Annotated in this window: 13 protein-coding genes; 7 read left to right on the top strand and 6 right to left on the bottom strand. The window is 70.6% G+C overall.

What is annotated here, in order from left to right:
- Window positions 1–2 precede the first annotated feature (2 nt).
- Window positions 3–788 (bottom strand): acetoacetate decarboxylase family protein, encoded by a 786-nt coding sequence (locus tag AB0B91_RS48735; protein WP_358336370.1) that lies wholly within the window; start codon window positions 786–788, stop codon window positions 3–5.
- A gap of 90 nt (window positions 789–878) precedes the next feature.
- On the opposite strand from AB0B91_RS48735, the gene AB0B91_RS48730 reads away from it, so the two are divergent.
- The gene (locus tag AB0B91_RS48730; RefSeq protein WP_358336368.1) at window positions 879–1,466 is read left to right on the top strand and encodes a TetR/AcrR family transcriptional regulator; all 588 of its coding nucleotides are present in this window, start codon (window positions 879–881) and stop codon (window positions 1,464–1,466) included.
- 163 nt (window positions 1,467–1,629) lie between these two features.
- On the opposite strand, the gene AB0B91_RS48725 is transcribed toward AB0B91_RS48730, so the two are convergent.
- From AB0B91_RS48725 to AB0B91_RS48705, 5 genes are all read right to left on the bottom strand, one after another.
- Window positions 1,630–2,769, bottom strand: a complete 1,140-nt coding sequence (locus tag AB0B91_RS48725) for an epoxide hydrolase family protein (RefSeq protein ID WP_358336365.1) — start codon at window positions 2,767–2,769, stop codon at window positions 1,630–1,632.
- 28 nt (window positions 2,770–2,797) lie between these two features.
- Window positions 2,798–3,781, bottom strand: a complete 984-nt coding sequence (gene holA, locus AB0B91_RS48720; protein WP_358336610.1) for a DNA polymerase III subunit delta — start codon at window positions 3,779–3,781, stop codon at window positions 2,798–2,800.
- Window positions 3,782–3,860: 79 nt separating this feature from the next.
- Complete coding sequence (locus tag AB0B91_RS48715) at window positions 3,861–4,640, bottom strand: class I SAM-dependent methyltransferase (RefSeq protein ID WP_358336362.1); 780 nt, start codon at window positions 4,638–4,640, stop codon at window positions 3,861–3,863.
- A gap of 190 nt (window positions 4,641–4,830) precedes the next feature.
- Window positions 4,831–6,027 (bottom strand): cytochrome P450, encoded by a 1,197-nt coding sequence (locus AB0B91_RS48710; RefSeq protein WP_358336359.1) that lies wholly within the window; start codon window positions 6,025–6,027, stop codon window positions 4,831–4,833.
- Between the two features lie 1,074 nt (window positions 6,028–7,101).
- Window positions 7,102–7,230 (bottom strand): hypothetical protein, encoded by a 129-nt coding sequence (locus tag AB0B91_RS48705; RefSeq protein ID WP_358336356.1) that lies wholly within the window; start codon window positions 7,228–7,230, stop codon window positions 7,102–7,104.
- Between the two features lie 39 nt (window positions 7,231–7,269).
- Here AB0B91_RS48705 and AB0B91_RS48700 point away from each other — a divergent pair, with 39 nt between their 5' ends.
- The 6 genes from AB0B91_RS48700 (at window position 7,270) to AB0B91_RS48675 (ending at window position 20,817) form a co-directional block, all read left to right on the top strand.
- Window positions 7,270–7,398, top strand: coding sequence for a hypothetical protein (locus AB0B91_RS48700; RefSeq protein ID WP_358336353.1), 129 nt, complete (start codon window positions 7,270–7,272; stop codon window positions 7,396–7,398).
- Window positions 7,399–7,700: 302 nt separating this feature from the next.
- A complete protein-coding gene (locus AB0B91_RS48695) occupies window positions 7,701–12,584 on the top strand; it encodes an amino acid adenylation domain-containing protein (protein ID WP_358336350.1) in 4,884 nt (1,627 codons plus the stop codon).
- On the top strand, window positions 12,581–17,941 hold the full coding sequence (locus AB0B91_RS48690) for an amino acid adenylation domain-containing protein (protein ID WP_358336347.1): 5,361 nt from the start codon (window positions 12,581–12,583) through the stop codon (window positions 17,939–17,941). Before AB0B91_RS48695 ends, AB0B91_RS48690 begins: the two co-directional genes overlap by 4 nt.
- A 292-nt stretch (window positions 17,942–18,233) precedes the next feature.
- Window positions 18,234–19,094 (top strand): helix-turn-helix transcriptional regulator, encoded by an 861-nt coding sequence (locus tag AB0B91_RS48685; protein WP_358336344.1) that lies wholly within the window; start codon window positions 18,234–18,236, stop codon window positions 19,092–19,094.
- A 368-nt stretch (window positions 19,095–19,462) separates the two neighbouring features.
- On the top strand, window positions 19,463–19,924 hold the full coding sequence (locus tag AB0B91_RS48680; protein ID WP_358336341.1) for a hypothetical protein: 462 nt from the start codon (window positions 19,463–19,465) through the stop codon (window positions 19,922–19,924).
- Between the two features lie 2 nt (window positions 19,925–19,926).
- On the top strand, window positions 19,927–20,817 hold the full coding sequence (locus tag AB0B91_RS48675) for a phosphotransferase (RefSeq protein ID WP_358336338.1): 891 nt from the start codon (window positions 19,927–19,929) through the stop codon (window positions 20,815–20,817).
- Window positions 20,818–20,954: the final 137 nt, after the last annotated feature.

Below are 20,954 nucleotides of genomic sequence, written 5' to 3'. Positions count from 1 at the left end.
GATCAGCTGCCGAGGATGTGCAGATCGTTGACGGTGTAGGACAGCGAGGCGCGGAAGCCCATGCCGGTGCGCGTGGGCGCCAGCGCGTCGAGCTCCTCGCCGCGGGCGGGCAGGAAGGACAACTCGCCGGTCCCCACCCAGGCGTTGTCGATGCGCGGGTTGTCGAAGACGGCCATGACCAGCTCGTGTACGGCGGGCTCCTCGTGCTGGCCGGAGGTCAAGCGCGGGAAGTGGCGCAGGTTGACCGTGGGCCTGGTCAACAGCGCCGTCGCGTCGGGCACCGGCTGGCCGAGGGTGACCAGGGCCTCGGCGATGCGTTGCCCGGCGGTCGAGGCGGTGGCGGCGAACCGGCCGCCCGGACCGGCCTGCGGTGTGGCCGGGCCCTGCGCGGCGAAGGTCCTGGTCTGGTGGACGGCCCCGAGCTTCTTGGGGAAGCCCTGGATCCATCCGCGGGCCAGGGCGGCATCGTTGTCGACGTAGATGTAGGGGCACCAGGCGACGGGCTTGTCCTGCCAGAACGCGTCGATGAGCACCATGAACTCGCGGTACTGGCTGCGTACGGGGTCGAGGTAGTCCTGGTCGGCGGCGGAGAACTGCCAGTCGATGAACATCGCGACCCCGCGGCCGGACGGGTCCGGGTCCAGCCCCTGCGGCAGGGACGCGGCCGCGGCCTCAGGAGCGGCCCAGAACTCCACACCGAGCACGTCGCCGGCGTAGTGCCAGGGCGGCGCCGGGGCCAGGCCGGCCTCGCCGCGCGGGGACAGGGGAAGGGTGTAGCCGTGCAGCATGAGATCTCCCGAATGGGACGATACGTTTCGTTTCATTTCGAGAGTAGCGCGATTTGCCGAAGAATGAAACGGGTCGTATCGTTTCGTTTCATGGAAAATGTGACCACTGCCGAGCCACCGGGGCCGCGCGCGGCCTCCCGGATCCGTCAGTCCGCACGTGACGTCCTGGCCGAACGCGGCTATGCGGACCTCACCGTCGAGGCGGTCGCGGCGAAGGCGGGCGTGGGCAAGTCGACCATCTACCGGTGGTGGCCGAACCGGGAGGCCTTGCTGGCCGACGCGCTGGCCGAGGTCTTCAAAGGTGACGAGATCCCGGATCTCGGTGACACCCGGGCCGAGTTGCGCCTCGCCGTGGACATGACCATCGACAACTACGCGGACGCCGACCTGGCGATCGCCGTGCCCGCACTGGCCGCCGATCTGGCACGCAGCCCTGAGTTGCTGGCGCGCTTCCGTGAGACGTTCCTGTTGCGCAAGCGCGACAACATCGCCGTCGCCCTGCGCCGCGGCATCGACCGTGGCGACCTGCCCGCCACCCTCGACACCGGCTTGGTTCAGGACCTGTGGGCGGGCACCATCCTCTACCGCAGGCTGCTGAGCGGCTCCCCCTTGGATGACGAGCTCGCCGAACGCCTGGTCCAACTGGTCTTCGACGCCTCAGCGACGCTGAGTTCCTGACCATGGGGCGGGTCCATGCGCTCACGCCGGGCGGCCCCCGCCCGCCCGTGAAATCCGGCCGCTCCAGGCGTCCATGAGATTCACCGCATCAGGCATATGTGAGAGCCGCCACGCCAGGCGCCCGTGAGAGCCGCCACGTCGGGCGCAGGAGAAGACCTCTGCGTCAGGCGTGCCGGAGTTTCCGGAAGAAGGTCGTCAGCTCGTCCTGGAGGAGTGCGGGCTCTTCGATGGGCAGGAAGTGGCCGCCTGTTCCGGGTTCGCTCCAGTGCCGGATGTCCGGGCAGGCGCGCTCGGCGAGCGTCCGCGGAAACCCCGCCAGCACCGGCTCGTGGCTCAGCGTGATCGCCGTCGGCACGGTGATGGCCGGCCGCGCGGAGTTGTGTTCGAAGTCGAAGTATTGCCGGAACGAGGTGCCGATCGAGCCCGTCGCCCAGTAGAGGGTGAGGACCGTCAGCAGGGTGTCGCGGTCGAACCGCGTCTCCACGTCGCCCTGACAGTCGCTCCAGTCCCGGTACTTGTCGACGATCCACGCGGCCAGCCCGACCGGCGAGTCGAGCAGAGCGGCGGCGATGGTGTCGGGCCGCGTGCCCATGATGGCGCTGTAGCCGCCGTCACCCTCGTCATAGACGGTTTCCGCGTCGATGAACGCCTGCTCCGCCGCCGACAGCGGCGGGTCCTCCATCGAGGCCGGGAACGGCGGATGGATCAGATGAATCCCGATCACCTGCTCCGGATAAAGCGCCCCAAGCCACCCGGTCGCCGCCCCGCCGATGTCACCGCCGAACGCGCCGTAACGCTCGTACCCCAGGACCTCGGTCATCAGGGCGTGCAGTGTCCGCGCCATCGATACCCTGGTCAGCGGCTCGGCAGGCAGGTCAGAATAGAGGAAGCCGGGCATGGACGGGATCACCACGTCGAACGCGTCGGCCGGATCTCCCCCGTATCGCCCTGGATCGGCGAGCCGTGCCGCCAGCGGCAGCATCTCCACGAAGCTGCTCGGCCAACCATGGCTCAGCAGCAACGGCATGGGCGCGGGCCCGTTGCCGGGGATCTTCAGGAAGTGCGTACGCGTGCCGTCGATGTGGGCCATGCCGTGCGGCAGGGCGTTCAGCTCCGCCTCACGTGCCCGATAGTCGAATCCATCGGCCCAATAGCCGATCAGGTCCCGCAGATAGCCGAGATCCACGCCGCCCTGCCACGCCGGCCCACCCGCCGGGTCGCCGAACCGAGTGTTACGCAGCCGACGGCGCAGATCATCGAGCACGTCGTCCGGCACGTCGATCCGAAACGGCGACCAGGTCACGCTTCCTCCACTGCTCAGGTTGTCATGGCTAGCGGCCGGTGCGGCTGGCGACGATCACCTGCACCGTGTGTTCAAGAGCGTACGCCGGGTCGGCTCCGCCGCCCTTGACCTGCTCATCGGCGTCGGCCACCGCCTGGATGGCCCGTGACAGGCCTTCCGGGCCCCAGCCGTTCAGCTGCCGCTTGACGCGGTCGATCTTCCACGGCGGCATGCCGAGATGGCTCGCCAGCTGCCCGCCCCTGAGGTTGCGCGGCGCTCCACCGACCTTGGCCAGGCCCCGCAGCCCTCCCGCCAGCGCGCTCACCAGGAGCACGGGGGCCACTCCGGTGCCGAGCGCCCAGCGGAGCTGCTCCAGTGCCTCGGCCAGCCGCCCCTCGACCGCCGAATCGGCCACGTTGAACCCGGTGACCTCCGCCCGGCCCTTGTGATAGCGGGCCACGGCCGCCGCGTTGATCGTCTTGTCTTCCGTGTCGAACACCAGCTGATTGCACGCCGCGGCCAGCTCCCGCAGATCGTTGCCCACCGCCTCGAGCAGCGCCTGCGCGGCATCGGGTGAAATGCCGCGCCCCGCCCGCTTGATCTCGTTCTTGAGGAAGTCGAGCCGTTCGCCGGCCTTGGTGACCTTGCTGACGGTGACGACGCTCGCCCCCGCCTTCTTGACCCCGTCGACCAGCGCCTTGCCCTTCACCCCACCCGGGTGGACCAGGACGAGCACGGTGTCGTCGGAGGGGCGCGCGGCATACTTCACGACCTCCGCGATGACGTCCTTGACGAGATCCTGCGCGGACCGGATCACCACCACCGAACGATCACCGAACAGCGACGGCGAGGTCAGCTGGGTCAACTCCCCCGGCGTCACCTTCCCGCCGATGAGATCGTGCACGTCCGCGCCGCCGTCGGCCGCCCGCGCCGCCGCGATCACACCGCTGACCGCCCGCTCGGCCAGCAGCTCTTCGTCACCGACGACCAAGGTCACGAGTGCTGGATGGGTTCCCGCCATGTCGAGCAGCATGCCATGCGCCACCGACAAGCCGGTACTCGACGATCCACACGCCCGCACGTTCGAGTCTGAGTGCGATAGACGGCCGGCTTCAGCCGACCCGGCGGGCGACGTACAGAATCCGGTCGTGGTCGTCCTCGTCGGCCGGCTCCCGCGCCGACGTCCCCACCAGCCCGTAAGCAGCCACGACGCACAGCCCGGCCCGCTCGGCCACGCGGCGCACCGTCCGGTCGGAGTGGTGCCGCTGCACGTGCTGCATCGACACCCGCTCCCAGCCCGCGCCGGCCCGTTCGAACAGGTCGAACTGAGTGACCACGACCGCGTCGGCCTCGATCCGCGGGGACACCGCGAACCAGGCCACGTACCGGTCTCCCTGGTCGACGACTGCGGGGACGCTGAACGTACGCCGGTAGTAGCCGATGGTGTTCAGGTCGAAGACCAGCACCCCGTCCTCAGCGAGCTGATCGCGCGCGGCCGCCAGCGACCGCCGCAGCTGGTCTGTAGTGGTCAGGTACGTCACTGGCACATCCACGCAAGCGACCACGTCGAAGCCCGTCAGCCCGGGCGGGGGCTGCTGCAGCCGTCCCACCAGGAACCGGATCCCCTCGGCGCCAGGCCGGCGCCGGGCCATCGCCACCATCGCCGGGGACAGGTCGTAGCCGGTCACCTCGAAGTCCCGCTCGCGAAAGGCCACGCTGCTGCGGCCGGTACCGCACCCGGCGTCCAGCAGCCGCCGCCCGCCCGGCCCGTACCGATCCACCGCCTCCACGAAGCGGTCTACCAGTCCGGCGGTGTCCATCCGCGCGTTCAGCTCGTCGTACCGGACCGCGATGCTCTCGTACGCCGCCAGCGTCTCATCCACATGCGCCATGCGCGCCTCCTGAGCTCACGTATCCCGTCGGCCGCGCCACGTCGGGAGCCGCGCCGGGCTGTTGGCCCGGCACGGCCGACGGGATACGGCTTACCAGATGAACCATGCCTGCCGGTTGATCCGGCGGCTGGTAACGCGGCGCAGCAGCTTCCTCACGTGGCTCACCTCCTCTCTTGGTGACCGATGGTGGTCAAACCTGGCGTGGGATCCGGCGCAACTGGAACGGCGGAGGGGTGATGATGCCCGCCACGTGGGGGTATCCGTGGCCGCCCCGCACCTCCAGACGGGCGCCGTCGGTCACGGCGGCGAGCAGCTCGGTGGCCAGGGTGTGGGCGACGGCGGCGCCGGCGCAGGTGAACGGGCCGCCACCGAACGGAAGGTAGGGCCCGCGAGGACCGGGGCCGTCCCACCGGTCGGGCCGAAACCGGGTGGCCTGCGGCCATTGCCGCTCGTCGCGATGTAACAGGTAGGTGCAGACCGACACGCTTTCCCCGGGCTCCAGCCGCACGCCGCCGACCTGATGGGCGCGATGTACCGGGCGGCCCAGCAGCCACGCCACCGGCCACAGCCGCAGCGACTCCCGTACGGCTGACTCTGCGGGCACGGCCGCCAGGTCGACGCCGTGGGTCGCGGCCGCCAGCAGCGCCCAGGCGACCACGTGGCCTACCGGCGCCACCGAGGTTCGGAACAGCAGCAGGTATACCTGGGCGACCTGCGTGGCAGGCGTATCGGGCGGAGTTACCCTGAGCATGGCGTCCAGCAGGTCGCCGGGCCCGCCTGGTTGTGGCCCGGCCCGCCGGACGAGCACCTCGCCGGTGACCGCCCGCACCACGCGCGCCCCCAGCGCCCACCGCGCCGCGCGCGCCAGCCGGCCGCTGGGACGGATCAGGACATCGTGCCGCATCACTTGCGTCATCAGCTCCCGCAGGGCTGGCGAGCTGTCCGGGCGCAGCAGCGCCTCTGCCAGAAACCGGTGCACGGCGGCGCGTCCGGCCGAGGGCCACTCGCTGACCTCCCCCAGCTCCGCCACGACGGCGGGCAGCCGCTCGCGGTGCGCGGCCAGGTGGGCGCGCAACGTCGCGCGGGCCGCCCGCCCGATCGCGACCTGCGGCGCCCGCGGTCCCAGCCGGCCGCCGCGGACGTGGAAGAAGTCGGACACCTGGTCGTAGTTGCCCTCCTCGTCGTGCAGCACCCGCAAGGCCTCCACCGGATCGGCCACGCAGAGCGATCCATCGTCGGGCAGCCGGAACACTGTGCCCCGCTCACGGGCCGCCTGTTCGACGAACCCCAGCGGGTCCCGGCGGTACCACCGCGCCGCCCCGCCGCCGCCCGCCCACGGCAGGCTCCCGCCGGGAGCGGCCCGATCCGGTTCTCCGACCGTCGTCATCCCCACCTGCCCAATGCCATCCGTGATCGCGGGTGTACGCGCAGGTGGTGCCGTTCGCGTGTCCCGGCAGGAGAGCGGCGTCACCCGCCGCCTCTCCAGGCCTGCCTGTGCGCGGTAGCGGCGGCAAGAATGGCGATAGTTTATCGCCATCGACTGCCATTGTTGATTATCAAGTGGACAAAGGGGAGTGTCAATACTGTTCTGACAGGATTTGCGGAATGCCATGGCGAGAGCATTTCGGGAATTATGTGAGTGCCGAAATTGCCTCTCTGTTCTACCCGGGGCTCTCTGAACTTCGAAGCGTGATTGTGAGCACACGCTTAATGAAGCCGAGCAGTCGCTTCACCAGCGGAGCGTCTGTGTGAGTGACGCCCGATTGCGGGTTCGAAACCTGCAGGGCGCGCTTCCATAACCAGAAGAAATTCCGCCTCGGCCTGCGGCAATGCCTGCTCCGCGGTATTCGGCCGGCGCCGGCGGCAGGCCCAGGAGTGCCACCGCCGACGGAATACACAGGGAACGATCCCGCCTCCGAGACCGCCTCTCGCCTGGGCGGGGCCATGTGCCGGCGGCCGAACTCTCGGCGAGTCCCGTCGCCCGAAACACCCTTCGGCGGCGGCGCGCATCCCTGCCGCCTCCGCTTCCGGCTGCGTTCTGCAGGGCAGACGAAAGCACAGATCAGGCGCGATCAGACGGCGCATCTCACCCTTCTTGACGGTGCCCCTAATTCGTGGACCGACATGGCGAACGGGAAACCGGAGAACGTGATCGTTCCGAAGATACGGGAACTCCCGCCAACAGAACCAAGAAATCCTGGCGACCCCGCATATTGACCTCTCCCTCGTCGCCATCTACCGCCGGTGGTCGCACACTGAGAGACCTTTAGTGCGACTTTGTGTCGCCATCGCGAGTCTCGCCGGCTGCTCCGGCGCTCTCTGTGAGACGAAGGAGGCATGACTGATTTGGTCATCCACCCCTCGCAGCAGGGGAGGAAGACCTCTTCGAATCCTTGCCCGATCCCGGGCTGGTCGGCTTTCCTGGCCGGCTCGAATTCCGCCCCGAGTCCGACGGATCACGCTAGGGACCCTGGCCCTGCTGCGGCACCCCGAGCAGCTGGTCCTCCTCCGTGACGGCGACGATCCGTGCGACCCGTCCGTCTTCCCCGACCCGGACCGGCTCGACCTCCAGCGCAACGCCCGGCTCCACGTGAGTTTCGGGTACGGGGCGCACCAGCCCCTGGCGCGGATGGAACTGCAAGTCGCCTACCCCGCCCTCCTGCGGCGGATCCCCACCCTGGCGCTCGCCGCCGCGGTGGAGCAGATCCCCTTCACGCACGACGGGTTCGTCTACGGAGCCTACGAGCTGCGCGGGTAGCCACCGCGCAACTCGTCCAACGAGAGGCGCAACTGCCCGGTCCAGGCTTCGCCGCATGATTGAGTTACGGCGTTGACGCCGCTATGCGGGCCCCCTTACCGATGCGGGAGGTGGGCGCTCTGCTGGACGCCCGCGCAGGAGTGTCGTCAACCATCTGCCGAGCCGGGCACTACCATCCGGGCATATAGGCTCACCCAATGCCATGATCATTGTTACGGTAACGGAACCTGACAAAAACCCTCCCCACCTCACGATCTGTCAGTCTTGCCGCGATCAGTTCGCCCCTGACTGGGAGAAGCGTGGTGGGTACCATCCTCAAGACCGATCGGGTTCATGAGGCCCTTGCAGAGCAGGTGCGGCGCACCCCTGACCGCATCGCTGTGGTGGCGGGCACGACCCGCGTGACGTATGCCGATCTCGACTCACGCGCTGAGCGGATCGCCGGCGAATTACGTGCCCGGGGCGCAGGCCCCGGTGACTCGGTGGGCGTTTGCCTGGACAGAGACGATTCGCTGATCGCGGCGCTGCTGGGAGTGTGGAAGGCGGGCGCCGCCTACGTGCCGCTCGACCCGGCCTATCCCGCCGACCGGCTGGAGTTCATCGCCGCCGACGCCGGGATGGCCCACCTCATCACCTCGGAGCCGGTGGCCCGGAGGCAGGAGGCGGTGCTGCGGGCCTCTGGCGCCGAAGCCCTGCTGATCGAGTCCGTGGGCGACGGCGCCGGAGCCACGGGCCGGACCGCGCCTTCGGTCCCCGGCAAGCCGACGGACGCCGCCTACGTGATCTACACCTCCGGCTCGACCGGTCGCCCCAAGGGCGTGGTCATCGAGCATCGCAACGCCATGGCGCTGCTGCGTTACGAGGCAGGGCGGTACCCCGACGAGCTGGGCGGCATGCTGTTCGCCACGTCGGTGTGTTTCGACCCCTCGGTGACGCAGATGTTCCTGCCGCTGCTCTGCGGCGGGACCGTGATCGTGGCCGACAACCTGCTGGCGCTGTCCGCGCTCCCTGCCCGCGACGAGGTGACGGCCGTGTACGGCGCGCCCTCCGCACTGGTAGCGCTGCTGAGCGAGCCGCTCCCCGCCAGTGTGCGCATGGTGATCGCCGGAGGTGAGCCGTTCACCAGGGCTCTGGCCGATCGCATCTACGCCAACCCTGGCGTGCACCGCGTGGTAAACGTATACGGGCCGACCGAATGCACGGTGACCTGCACTTCCTCCGAGGTGCTCCGCGACGGACAGGGCGAGCCGCCGATCGGCTCCGCCTATGCCGGTTCCGTGCTCAGCGCACGCGACACCGCTGGGCGGCCGCTGCCCGAGGGCGAGATCGGGGAGCTGTGGGTGGCGGGGCCATTGGTCGGCAGAGGCTATCTGAACCGGCCCGAGCTGACCGCCGAGCGGTTCGTGACCGACGACGATGGCGTGCGGCACTACCGCACCGGCGACCTCGTCCGCCGCGAGAACGGGATCTACCACTACGCGGGCCGCAACGACGACCAGGTCAAGGTGGCCGGGTTCCGGGTGGAGCTGGGCGAGGTGCAGGGCACCCTGACCCGGCATCCAGGCGTGAACCACGCCGTCGTGCTGACCCAGGTTGACGCACGCGACGTACGGCGCCTGGTCTCCTACGTGCAGCCGGTCGCAGGGGATGAGGCCGGGCCCACCGGGGCGGAACTGAGTGAGGCGGGGCTACGCGAATGGATGCGCGAGCGGCTGCCCGACTACATGGTGCCGTCCAGAATCGCGATCCTGGACCGTATCCCGCTCGGGCCAACAGGGAAGATCGACCGCGCCGCTCTGCCCGTACTGGAGTTCGCCCCCGAGCTGGGCGCCTACGTCGCGCCGCGGAACGACATCGAGCGGCGGCTCGCTGAGATCATCGGTGCGGTGCTCGGCGTCGAGCGGGTGGGCATCCACCATCACTTCATCGACCTGGGCGGTCACTCCCTGGCCGCGGCCCGGATCTGCGCGGTCATCGAGCGGGAACTGGGCGCGCGGGTGGCGCTCACCACGTTCCTCGGCCGGCCCACGATCGCCGAGCTGTCCCCGCTCGTGGAGGCCGCCGAGGCCACGCCATCCGGATCCGGCGCACCCCGGCTGGCCCGCCACCCGGGCAGGGACCGCTACCCGCTCACCTCCGCGCAGTACGGCATGTGGCTGCTGCGTGAGGTCAGCCGCACCAGGAACGCCACAACGCTCGCCTTCCGCCTGCGCCTGACAGGACTCGGCTCGGCCGAGCCCGTCAGGGCCGCACTGGACGCGCTGGTCCGTGAACACGAGGTGCTGCGCACCGTCACGGTGGTCGGCGAGGACGGCGAGCCGGTGGCCGAGGTACGGTCACCCGCGCCGGTCCCGCTGGAGGAGCACCGCTACTCCCCCGGCCTGGCCGAGCAGCTCTCCGTCCACGGCTTCGACCTGTCCGCGGACGTCCCGCTACTGCGCGCGGCCCTGCTCTGGCACGACGAGCGGACCGCCGAGCTGATCATCGTCACCGACCACACCGCCTACGACGGCTGGTCCAACGCCACGCTCATGGCGGCGCTGACCGGCACCGTCGCCGAGCAGCCCGTCCAGGTCGGAGACGTGGCGCTGCTGGAGCAGGAGCTGACCGCCGACCCGGCCAGGATGGAGCGCCTGCGCGCGTTCTGGGCCGAGGAGCTGGCCGGGGCGGCGCCTCCGTACGACCTGTCGGCCCGCGCGCAGAGCGGCCCCAGCCGCTTCCGCGGCACCCGGCTGGTGCGCGGAGTGCCGCCGCGGATGGCGGCCAGGGTGGGTGAGCTGGCCGCGGCGACTGGCACTACCCCGTTCGCGATCTACTTCACCGTGCTCGGCCTGCTGGTGGCCGCGCAGACCGACCGGCCTGACGTGCTGCTCGGCGCGGCCGTCGCCGACCGCGCCCATCCCGAACTGGAAGGGCTCGTCGGCCCACTGGTCGACGTGCTTCCCGTACGCCTTCGCATCGACGGCGACTTGTCCGTACGGCAAGCCGTCACCCAGGCGGCGGTCGCCACGGCCCGCTCGCTCGATCACGTCGGCCTGCCCCCCGAGGAACGTCTGGCCGTCTCCGGCATCGAGCGTCCTCGCGGCACGATGCTCACCCCGGTTGTGCTCTCCTACCAGCCGCCTGCCGTACCGGTGCGGCTGGAGCGCGACGGGCTCGGCGTGGAGCTGCTCGGCGAGCTGAGCGGCGGCGGGGCTCAGGCGCCGCTCACACTGTTCGTCAACACCACGGTCGAGGGCGTCGAGGTCCAGGTCGAGTACGACATCGACCACTTCAGCCGGGAGGAGGCCGAGTCCTTCGCCGACCGGTTCATGCGACTACTGGAGGCCGCGGCAACCGGTCCTGAACTGCCGCTGTCGGCGTTCGAGCTGGTCACCGCCGAAGAGCGGGCCACGCTGCTGGCCTGGGGCACCGGCGCGCCTCTGGCTGAGGCCGGCTCGGCCACCGTCGTGCACGAGGTGTTGGAGCAGGCTGCCCGCCACCCCCGGCGGGTCGCGGTGGCGGACGCCGCGGGCGAGCTGACGTACGCCGAGCTGGCGGAGGCGTCGGCCCGCGTCGCCGCCGCCCTGCGCGAACCACTCGCCGTTGATCCCGCCCCCGAAGGCGGCCACGTCGTGGCCGTGTGCCTGCCGCGTGACCGGCATCTGCCCGCCGCGCTGGTCGGCGTGGGCAGAGCGGGCGCGGCCTACGTGCCGCTCGAACCGGGCCATCCGGCCGAGCGGCTGCGACACCAGCTCGCCGACTCGGGCGCCGGCGTCGTGCTCGCGGCCGGGGACACCGTCCCGGTCGCGCGCGGGCTGGCGGAGTCCACCGGGGCGACCCTGCTGGACCTGACCGACCTCGCTACCCTGCCGGACGGCGACGCGGCCCCCGCCACCACGTCTGATGGGCTGGCCTATGTGCTCTACACGTCCGGCTCGACCGGCCGGCCCAAGGGCGTCGAGGTCACCCATGCCAACCTGACGGCGTTCGTGGCGGCCATGCGGGTCACGCCCGGCATCCGCGACGACGACATCATGCTCGGCCTCACCCCGTTCTCCTTCGACGTCTTCGGCTTCGACCTGTGGGTCAGCCTGTGCAACGGGCTCCGCCTGGAACTGCTCGACCGCGATTCAGCCGTCGACGGCCGCGCCGTGGCCCGGCGTATCGACGGCTCCGGCGTCACGCTGCTCACCGCCACTCCCACCACGCTGCGCATGCTGGTCGCCGCCGGCTGGTCGGGCGGCGCCGACGTCCGCGTGGTCAGCATCGGCGAGGTCCTCGACCCTGCGCTGGCCGGCGCCCTGCTGGCCCGCGTGGGTGAGTTGTGGAACTCCTACGGCCCGACCGAGACGACCATCTACTCCACCATGACCAGGATCACCGCTCCCGTCGGCGACAGCGTGCCCATCGGCGGGCCGCTGCCCGGCGAGCGGGCCTGCGTGCTCGACCAGGTGGGTCGGCTCGTCCCGCCGGGCGTGCCCGGTGAGCTGTGGATCGGCGGCGCGGGCGTGGCAAGGGGCTACCGCGGCGCCCCGGCGACCGCGTTCGCCGACGATCCGCTCGCGCCAGGCGAGCGCCGCTACCGCACCGGTGACCTGGCGTGCTGGCGCCCTGACGGCACGCTCCACTTCCTCGGCCGCCGCGACCATCAGGTGAAGGTCCGCGGTCACCGGATCGAGCTGGGCGAGATAGAGGCCGCGCTGCGCGAGAGCGCACCCGACGCGGTGGTCACCGTGCACGAGGAGCACCTCGTCGGCTACCTGGTCGGCGTGACAGGCGACAGGGTGGCCGACACCGGGGCGCTGGAGGCCGCGCTGGGCGAGCGGCTGCCCGACTACATGATCCCGCGCCGGTGGATGGCGCTCGACACGCTGCCCACCACCTCGTCGGGCAAGGTCGACAGGAGCGCGCTGCCCAAGCCGGACCACGCCACCACCCGGACCCTGATCCCGCCGAGCAGCGACGCCGAACTGCTGGTCGCCGAGATCTGGCAGGCGGTCCTCCAACTGGAGACGGTCGGCGTCGACGACGACTTCTTCCGGCTCGGCGGCCATTCGCTGGCAGCCCTGCTGGTCACCGGACGTCTCACGGAGGCGCTGGCCATAGAGGTGCCGGTGCGGCTGCTGTTCGAGCGGCCGGTGCTCGCCGCGCTCGCCTCGGCCGTCGAGACGCTGCTGATGGCGGAGCTGGAGGCGGACAGATGACCGAGGCGCGGCAGAGCCTGCAAGACCGGCTGGCGGTACGGCTGGCCGCCGCCCGCCGTACCGCGGCCCGTACCGTGCCCGGCATCCCCGCCAGGACCGGGGAATCGCCCGCCCCGCCGTCACCCGCGCAGGCCCGGCTGTGGTTCCTGGATCAGCTCGCCGAGCCGGGCAACGCGGGCGCCTACAACGTCCCGACGGCCGTCCGGCTGCGCGGCCCGCTGGACACCGCAGCGATGCTGACCGCCGTGCGCGAGCTGGCCGAGCGTCACGAGGTGCTGCGCACGCTGGTCGACCAGGACCACACCACCGTGGTCGGCGCCGACCTGGTGCCGATCACGGTCGAGGACGTGGCCGACCGGGAACTGCTGGCGGGACGGCTGGAGCGGGAGGCGTACCGGCCGTTCGCGCTGGGTGCCGAGCCGCCGACCAGAGCGGTGCTGTACCGCATGGACGGCGACGAGCACGTGCTCCTGCTGACCGTGCACCACATCGCCTTCGACGCCTGGTCGAGGGACGTGGCGATGGCCGAGCTGGCGGCGCTCTACACCGCCGGGCTCGGCCTGGGCGAGCGCCCGGCGCAGCCGCGGGTGCAATACGGCGACTACGCGCAGTGGCTCGCCGGGCAGCCGGAGAGCGACGTGAGCTGGTGGACCGACCGGCTCGTGGGCCTCGAACCAGTGCTCGACCTGCCCACTGACCGCCCGCGCCCGTCCATCGCGGACTGGGCGGGCGACGAGGTGCCCGTCCAGCTCGGCCCGGAGCTGGCCGCAAGGGTGCGGGCGGCGGCCGCCGAGATCGGGGGTACGCCGTTCATGGTGCTGCTGGCGGCCTGGCAGGAACTGCTCGGCCGGGTGTCGGCCACCGACGACGTGCCGGTGGGCGTCCTGGAAGCGGGCCGCCTGCACCCCGACACCGAGAGGATACTGGGCTGCTTCGTCAATACGCTGGTCATGCGGGGTGACCGGTCAGGCGAGCCGACTGGCCGCGAGCTGCTCGCTCGGGTCCGCGACACGGCACTGGACGCGTTCGGGCACCGGGAGACGCAGTTCGAGCGTGTGGTGGAGGTGCTGCACCCGGATCGCAACCTGGCCACCACGCCGATCTTCCAGGCGGTGCTGAACGTCGTGGACACCTCGCCGGAGCCGCCGCGCTTCGCCGGGCTGGAGGTCGAGGTCTTCGAGCCGCCGCTGCGGATCGCCAAGTACGACCTCAACCTGGCGCTGGCCAAAGCCGGCGACGGCTACGAGGGCTCGCTGGCCTACCGCGCCGACCTCTTCGACGCGGGCACGGCACAACGGGTCGCCGGCTGGTATGTGACGCTGCTGAAAGGGATGCTCGATGATCTCGACTCCCCTGCCGCCGCGGTGCCCCTGGAGCCGGTGACCGGGCCGCTGATCGCGGGACCGCGCCGGGACTACGACCTGTCCAGGCCGCTGCACGCGTGGTTCGAGGACTGGGCGGCGCGTACGCCTGAGGCCGTCGCCGTCACCGACCCGGCGGGCACGCTGACCTATGCCGAGGTCGACTGGCAGGCCAACCGGATCGCGCACCGGCTGCTCGCGGCCGGCGTCGGGGCCGACGACGTGGTCGGCGTCCTCGCCGAGAGGCACGGACCGCTCGTCCCGGCGATTCTGGGCGTGCTCAAGGCGGGCGCCGCCTACATGCCGCTCGAACCGGCCTACCCGGACGACCGGTTGGCGTACATGGTGTCCTGCGGAGCCCGGCTGGTGCTGGCCGAGCGGGCGCTGGCCGCGCGGTTGCCCGGCGCTCTGGTCCTGGAGGACGTGCTGGCCGAGGACCTGCCGGAGACCTCTCCTGACGTGCCGGTCCTGCCGGAGCACCTGGCCCACGTACTGTTCACGTCGGGCTCGACCGGGCGGCCAAAGGGTGCGGCGGTGGAGCACCGGGCGGTCCTGCACTACCTGAGGGCGGTGGCCGAGCGGATCGACGGCGAGTACGCCTCTTGGGGTGTGGTCTCCACGATGGCCTCGGACCTGGTGATGACCTGCCTGTTCGGGGCGCTCATCAGCGGCGCCACCGTGCACCTGGTGGACCAGGACACCGGCACCGACCCCGACGCCTACACGCGCTACCTCGCCGCCCATCCGGTCGAGGTGATCAAGATGGTGCCCAGCCATCTGGAGCTGCTGGGGGCGCACGGCGACCTGGCCGCCATGCTGCCGTCGGAGTTACTCATCCTGGCGGGCGAGGCCACCTCATGGGAGCTGGCCGAGCGCATCAGGGCGGCCAGACCGGACCTGGAGCTGCAGATCCACTGCGGTCCCACGGAGACCACGGTGTCCGTGCTGAGCTGCACCGCGCCGGAGGCGCCCACGGGCACAGCGGCCGTCCCGCTGGGCCGGCCGCTGGCGAACGTCGACTGCTACGTGGTGGACCCGGCCGGCAGGCCGCTGCCCGCGGGCGTGCCGGGAGACCTGTGGATCGGGGGTCCCAGTCTGGCGCGCGGCTATCTCGGCCGTCCCGATCTGACGGACGAGCGTTTCGTGCCCGACCCGGTCACCGGCATCACCCGGTGCTATCGGACCGGTGACCGGGTACGGCTCAACGCGGAGGGCCTGGTCGAGTTCCTCGGGCGGGTCGACGACCAGGTCAAGATCCGCGGCTTCAGGGTGGAGCTGGGCGAGGTCAAGGCGGCGCTGCACGACCAGCCGGGCGTGCTGGAGGCGGCGGTCCTGCCGATCGGCGAGGCGCACAACCGCCGCTTGGCCGCGTGGATCGCACCCGCCACCGTCGACCTCGCGGCGGTCCGGGCTGGTCTGCGGGAGCGGCTGCCCGAATACATGGTGCCGCCGGCGATCGTCGTCCTCGACACGCTCCCGCTCACCCCGCTCGGCAAGGTCAACCGGGCCGCGCTGCCGATGCCCGAGGTGGCCACGGCGGGCGAACGGGTGGCCCCGAGCACGCCGACGGAGCTGCGCGTCGCCGCGGTCTGGGCGGGCGTGCTGGGCACGGAGGACTTCGGCATCGAGGACGACTTCTTCGCCCTCGGCGGCGACTCCTTCATGGCCGTGCGCGCGGTGAGGGAGATCGATCCGGCGCTGCGCGTGATCGACCTGTTCACCCGGCCGACGATCCGCGAGCTGGCCACCCATCTCGACTCGGACGACGGGGCCGAGCCCGGGCTGCTGCACCGGCTGGCGGGGCCCGCCGTGGCGAGCCGTACCGTACTGTGCGTGCCGTACGGCGGTGGCTCGGCCGCCGCCTACGGGCCGCTGGCGACCGAGCTGGCGACCCGGCATCCCGGCACCGCGGTGCTGGCCGTAGAGCTGCCCGGCCACGACCCGGCCCGGCCCGAGGAGCCGATGCTCTCCCTGCCCGAGCTGGTCGATCGGGTGATGGCGGAGCTCGCCCCGCTGACCACCGGGCCGATCGCGCTCTACGGACACTGCGTCGGCTCGGCTTCGGCCACCGAACTGGCGCTGCGCCTGGAGGAGTCGGGCGTGCCGGTGGCCGGGCTGTTCATCGGCGGCAGTTTCCCCGACGCCCGGTTACCCGGCCGGATCTCCGCCTGGTGGAACCGGAAGTTCCCGGCGAACAGGTGGTCATCCGACCGGTCGCAGCGCGACTTCCTGCGCACGCTTGGCGCGCTCGACGAGGACACCGGCGACACCGCGATCATGCTACGCGGCCTGCGGCATGACGTGGAGGAGGCACAGGCCTGGTTCAGCGGGGAGCTGGCCGCTGCGGGCACGCGCCGAAGCGACGAGAACGGCGTGATCGACGGCGCGCGCAAGCTGGCCGCGCCGGTGCTGTGCGTGATCGGCGAGCGCGACCGCTCCACCGAGCTCTATCAGGAGCGCTACCGGGAGTGGGGCGCCTTCGCCGAGCGTGTGGAGCTCGCCACCATCCCCCGCGCGGGCCACTACTTCCTCAAGCACCAGGCACCACTCCTGGCCGAGCTGATCGACGGTCACCTCGACGGCTGGGCGGCGGGTCGGATGCCGCCACCGATCGGCGAGGTCGAGGTGGTCGGCGAGCGTGCCCGCAGGGACCTGCGCCGCTTCTACACCATGGCGGTCGGGCAGACCGCTTCGCTGCTGGGCAGCGCGCTCACCGCGTTCGCCCTGGGCGTGTGGGCCTATCAGGAGAGCGGGCGGGTGTCGGACTACGCGCTGGTCTCGATGCTGGCAACGCTGCCGTCGCTGCTGGCCTCCCCGCTGGGCGGGGCCGTGGCGGACCGGGTGGACCGCCGGCTGGTGATGCTGGCCTGCGACACCATGTCCGCCGTCGCGACGGCCGTGCTGGTGGCGCTGCTGGTCATCGGGCGGCTGGAGGTGTGGCAGGTCGGTGTGATCTCCGGCGTGCTGTCGCTGGTCACGGCCTTCCATCGGCCCGCCTACCTGGCGGCCGTGGCGCAGCTCGTGCCCAAGCCGTACCTCATGCAGGCCAACGCGGTCGCCAACCTCGGTACCGGGCTCGGCATGCTGCTCGCCCCGCTGGCCGGGGCGGCCCTGATCACGCTGATCGGCGTGCACGGCGTGGTGGCCGTGAACATCGCCACCTTCGTCATCGGCCTGTCCACACTGCTACTGGTGCGCTTCCCCGACCGGATGTTCCACCGGCTGGAGGAGACGTTCACGCAGGCCATGGTGGGCGGCTGGCGCTTCCTCGTACGGCGCCGCCCGCTGATGATCATGATCGGGTTCTTCGTCGTGGAGAACTACCTCGGGATGCTCGCCCTGGCGGTGACCGTACCCACCGTGCTGTCGTTCGGCGACGTGGCGGCCGTCGGCACGGTGACCGCGGCGCAGGGTATGGGCGCGGTGCTCGGGGCGCTGGTCATGGTGTTCTGGGGCGGCACGGAGCGGCGGGCGATCGGCATGGTCGGCTTCGTCAGCGGCTTCGGCCTGGGCGTCCTGCTGATCGGACTACGCCCGTCGGTCGCCCTGGCGGCGGCCGGCGGCTTGCTGTCGTGGCTGTTCCTCAGCATCCTCAACGCGCACTGGCTGTCGATCATCCAGCTCAAGGTAGGACTGGAGCTGCAGGGGCGGGTCCTGGCCACCAACCAGATGCTGGCGGTGTCCATGACGCCGCTGGCCTTCCTCACCGCACCGGCCCTGTCCGACCTCTTCGGCCCGCTGCTGGAGCCTGGCGGGGCGCTGGACGGCACGATCGTCGCTCAGCTCGTCGGCGTCGGCCCGGGCCGGGGCGTGGGGCTGCTCCTGGCGGTGACGGGCGCGCTGCTGGTGGTGTGGGGCGCCCTGGGCCTGTGGTATCGGCCACTGCGGCTGATGGAGGACCACCTGCCGGACGCGGTGGCGGGTGCCGAGATCGCGGACGATCTTGACGGTGTGCAGGAGGAGGCGGACAGGGAGCTGGCGCGCGGCCACGCGTGACCACCTTTCCCGCCGTACCGAACAGCTCGCCACAGCCGGTCCCGGCGGGGGCGAATCCACGTATTTGCCCCCACCGCGCTCACTCGATCATCGACGGCGTCGGCGATTGAGCTATGGGCCTGAAATGTGAACGACTGATGGGCCGGCCGCGTGGCACATCCGACGCAGCGGCCACATCCGACGAAATCCTACTCAGTAGGGTTTCGTCATGATTTTCAAGAAACCCTACTGACGCGATGCCGAACCCGGGCGTAGCTTCGAAGCAACTCCATCGCCCGAGCCGAGGTGACCCATGACAAGTCACAGCACGATCATGGAAGCGCGGATGTCGCTCGCCACCCGGCTCAAGGACCTCCGCACCGCCCATACGGGGGACGGCCGGCGGATGACCGGCGAACGCCTGGCCGAGGCCATGGGGTGGCACGGACGTAAGGCCCGCATCTCCAAGATCGAGAACGGGCAGCAGGTCCCGAGCGAGGACGACATCCGCGCCTGGGCCACCGCCTGCGGCGCCGAACACGAGATCCCCGACCTGCTCGCCGCCGCCCGTCATATCGACACGCTGTACACCGAATGGCGCCGCCTGGAGCGGAACGGACTCGGTCAGGTCCAGGAAACGTTCATCCCCCTGTACGAGCGGACGACCCGGTTACGCGTGTGGCAGCACTCCACGGTGCCCGGCCTGCTGCAGACCGAGGCGTACGCCCGCGCCCACCTGTCCACGATCATCTCCTTCCGCGGCATACCCGACGACCTGGACCGGGCCGTGGCCGCGCGCATGGCGCAGCAGCAGTCGCTCGGCGGCGTGCGGCGCTTCGTGTTCGTGCTCGGCGAGCAGACGCTGCGCACGCCCATGGTGAACCCCGCAGGGATGAACGCCCAGCTCGACAGACTGGCCACCTACACCCGGGACAATCCATACGTCAGCCTCGGCATCCTCCCGTACACCCGCAAACCCCCCGTCATGCCGCCGGAGAACTTCTGGCTGTACGACGCCAGCGAGGTCCGGGTGGATGGGGTGGCGGCGCAGTTCCGGATCAAGAAACCGGATGACGTCGCCGTCTACGAGAAGGCGTTCACGGCACTGGCCGAGGTAGCGGTGTACGGGCAGCCCGCGCTGGCTTGTATCGACGCGGCTCGCCGAGATCTTTAAGAAACTTTTCGAAACTTACTTGAGCTGCGGCGACGCTGGTTCGTACCTTCAAGTCGGACCACTTCGCGGCGGTCGGAAGGCTCCCGGACTTCCAAAACCCCGGCCGCCGCAAGCAAAGAACCACCTCTGTGAGGAACCCGCTGTGTCACCCACCGCCTTATCTGCGGTCGTCTCCACATGCCGGCCCGCGACTTCACCGCCGTCCGCGCTCCGCGACCGCACTTTCGGCGTATCACCCCCCGCACCGCGTCCTCACAGCTCTCACCCGCTGTCCGCCGGCTCCCCGAACCACCGCCAGGCGTCCCGCGGGTCATTTTGGCAGCGCCCATCCCTTCGTGTAGCCCCCACCTCACGATTGGAGCACGGCAATGATCCCCCTGCTGGATCGGTCGACCCTGACCGATCCGTGCGACCTCGTCGACGTGGGCCTGCTCGATCGGCTGATCGAGCGAGTCGCACGCGACTACTGCACCACCACCGCCTACGCCGAGCGAATCATGCGGCAGACACTCGGTTTTCTTGCCACATGTGCCCTCAATCCGGACGCCGGTCTGCCACCCTCGGAAGAGGTGGACAAGGGCTGGCACGCCTTCCTGCTTCACACCCGCGAGTACGCGGCGTTCTGCGAGCAGGTGGCCGGACGGTTCATCCATCACAGGCCCGACGACCCGGCAGGGGAAGCGCTCCGCCCCGCGGCTGAGCGAGTCGGCGCCACCGTACAAGCCATGCGTGCCGCCGGTCTCCCGGTGGACGTCGAGTTGTGGATCCCCGACGGCAGATGCGGTCAGTGCTACTCCGGCTGCGCCGACGACTCCGGAAGTGGAGGATGACGATGACCCGCCAGCAATGGGAAGACCTGCCGGTCAGCGTACGCGAAAGGGTAGAGCTCGAATGCGGCGGCCCGGTGATCAAGGCGGAGCCCGCCGGCGAAGGCATCATGCCCGGCATCGCGGCCCGGCTCCAGACCGAGAACCACAGTGTGTTCATCAAGGCCGTCGAGGCAGCCGGTATCGCTGCCAAGGCACACCGTACGGAGTCCTGGGCGGCGAGCGTCCTGCCCGACGAGGCTCCCGCACCGCACCTGCTGTGGCGAGGGCAGCAGGACGGCTGGCTGGTGACGGTGTTCGAGTACATCAACGACAACAGCCGCCACGTCGACCTGACACCCGGCTCCCCCGACCTGCCCGTCGTCCTGGACACGGTCTCCCTGCTCGGCGCCCTTCTCACGCCCTGCCCCCGGGGAGGGGCGCCGGTCATCGACAACATCCTGCCGCTCCTGGCCAAGGACTCCCACCTACGCGACAAAGGCATCCCGGCCGACCGCGACCTGTACGACACCGCGATCGAACGCTTCGAGCCAAGCGACCTCCGCGGCAACACCCTGCTGCACTACGACCTCGGTTCGAGCAACATGCTCATCTCACAGGGGAGCGTGTACGTGATCGACTGGTCGTACGCCGCTCGGGGCGCGGCCTGGATCGACGCGGCCATGCTCGCCCCACGCCTCGTCGAAGCCGGACACACCCCACCGGAGGTGGACGAGCTACTGTCCCGCGTACCGTCGTGGACGTCCGCCCCGCCCGACGCGGTGATCGGGCTGGCGGCGCTGTGGACACGGTTCCGCATCTACAAGGCCCGGTACGGGCCGGAGGAGATGCGCGAGTTCCGGGCCAGGGCGGCGGTCGCGGGGAAGACGTGGCTCGCGTACCGACAATCCTTGTGACGTGCTGAGCCACTGAGGTGCTCGGCCGCCACTGACGTGCCGAGCACCGCTCACCCGCCAAACCGCCACTGACCTGCTGAGCACCGCTGACGTGCTGAGTCGTCACCACTATGCGCTTAGCACCGCCTGCTGCTGAG

This window comes from Nonomuraea sp. NPDC049141 (assembly GCF_040648415.1).
Taxonomy (GTDB): domain Bacteria; phylum Actinomycetota; class Actinomycetes; order Streptosporangiales; family Streptosporangiaceae; genus Nonomuraea.
Note: the sequence above shows the minus strand (reverse complement) of the source record. Positions and strands in the feature narration are given on the sequence as shown.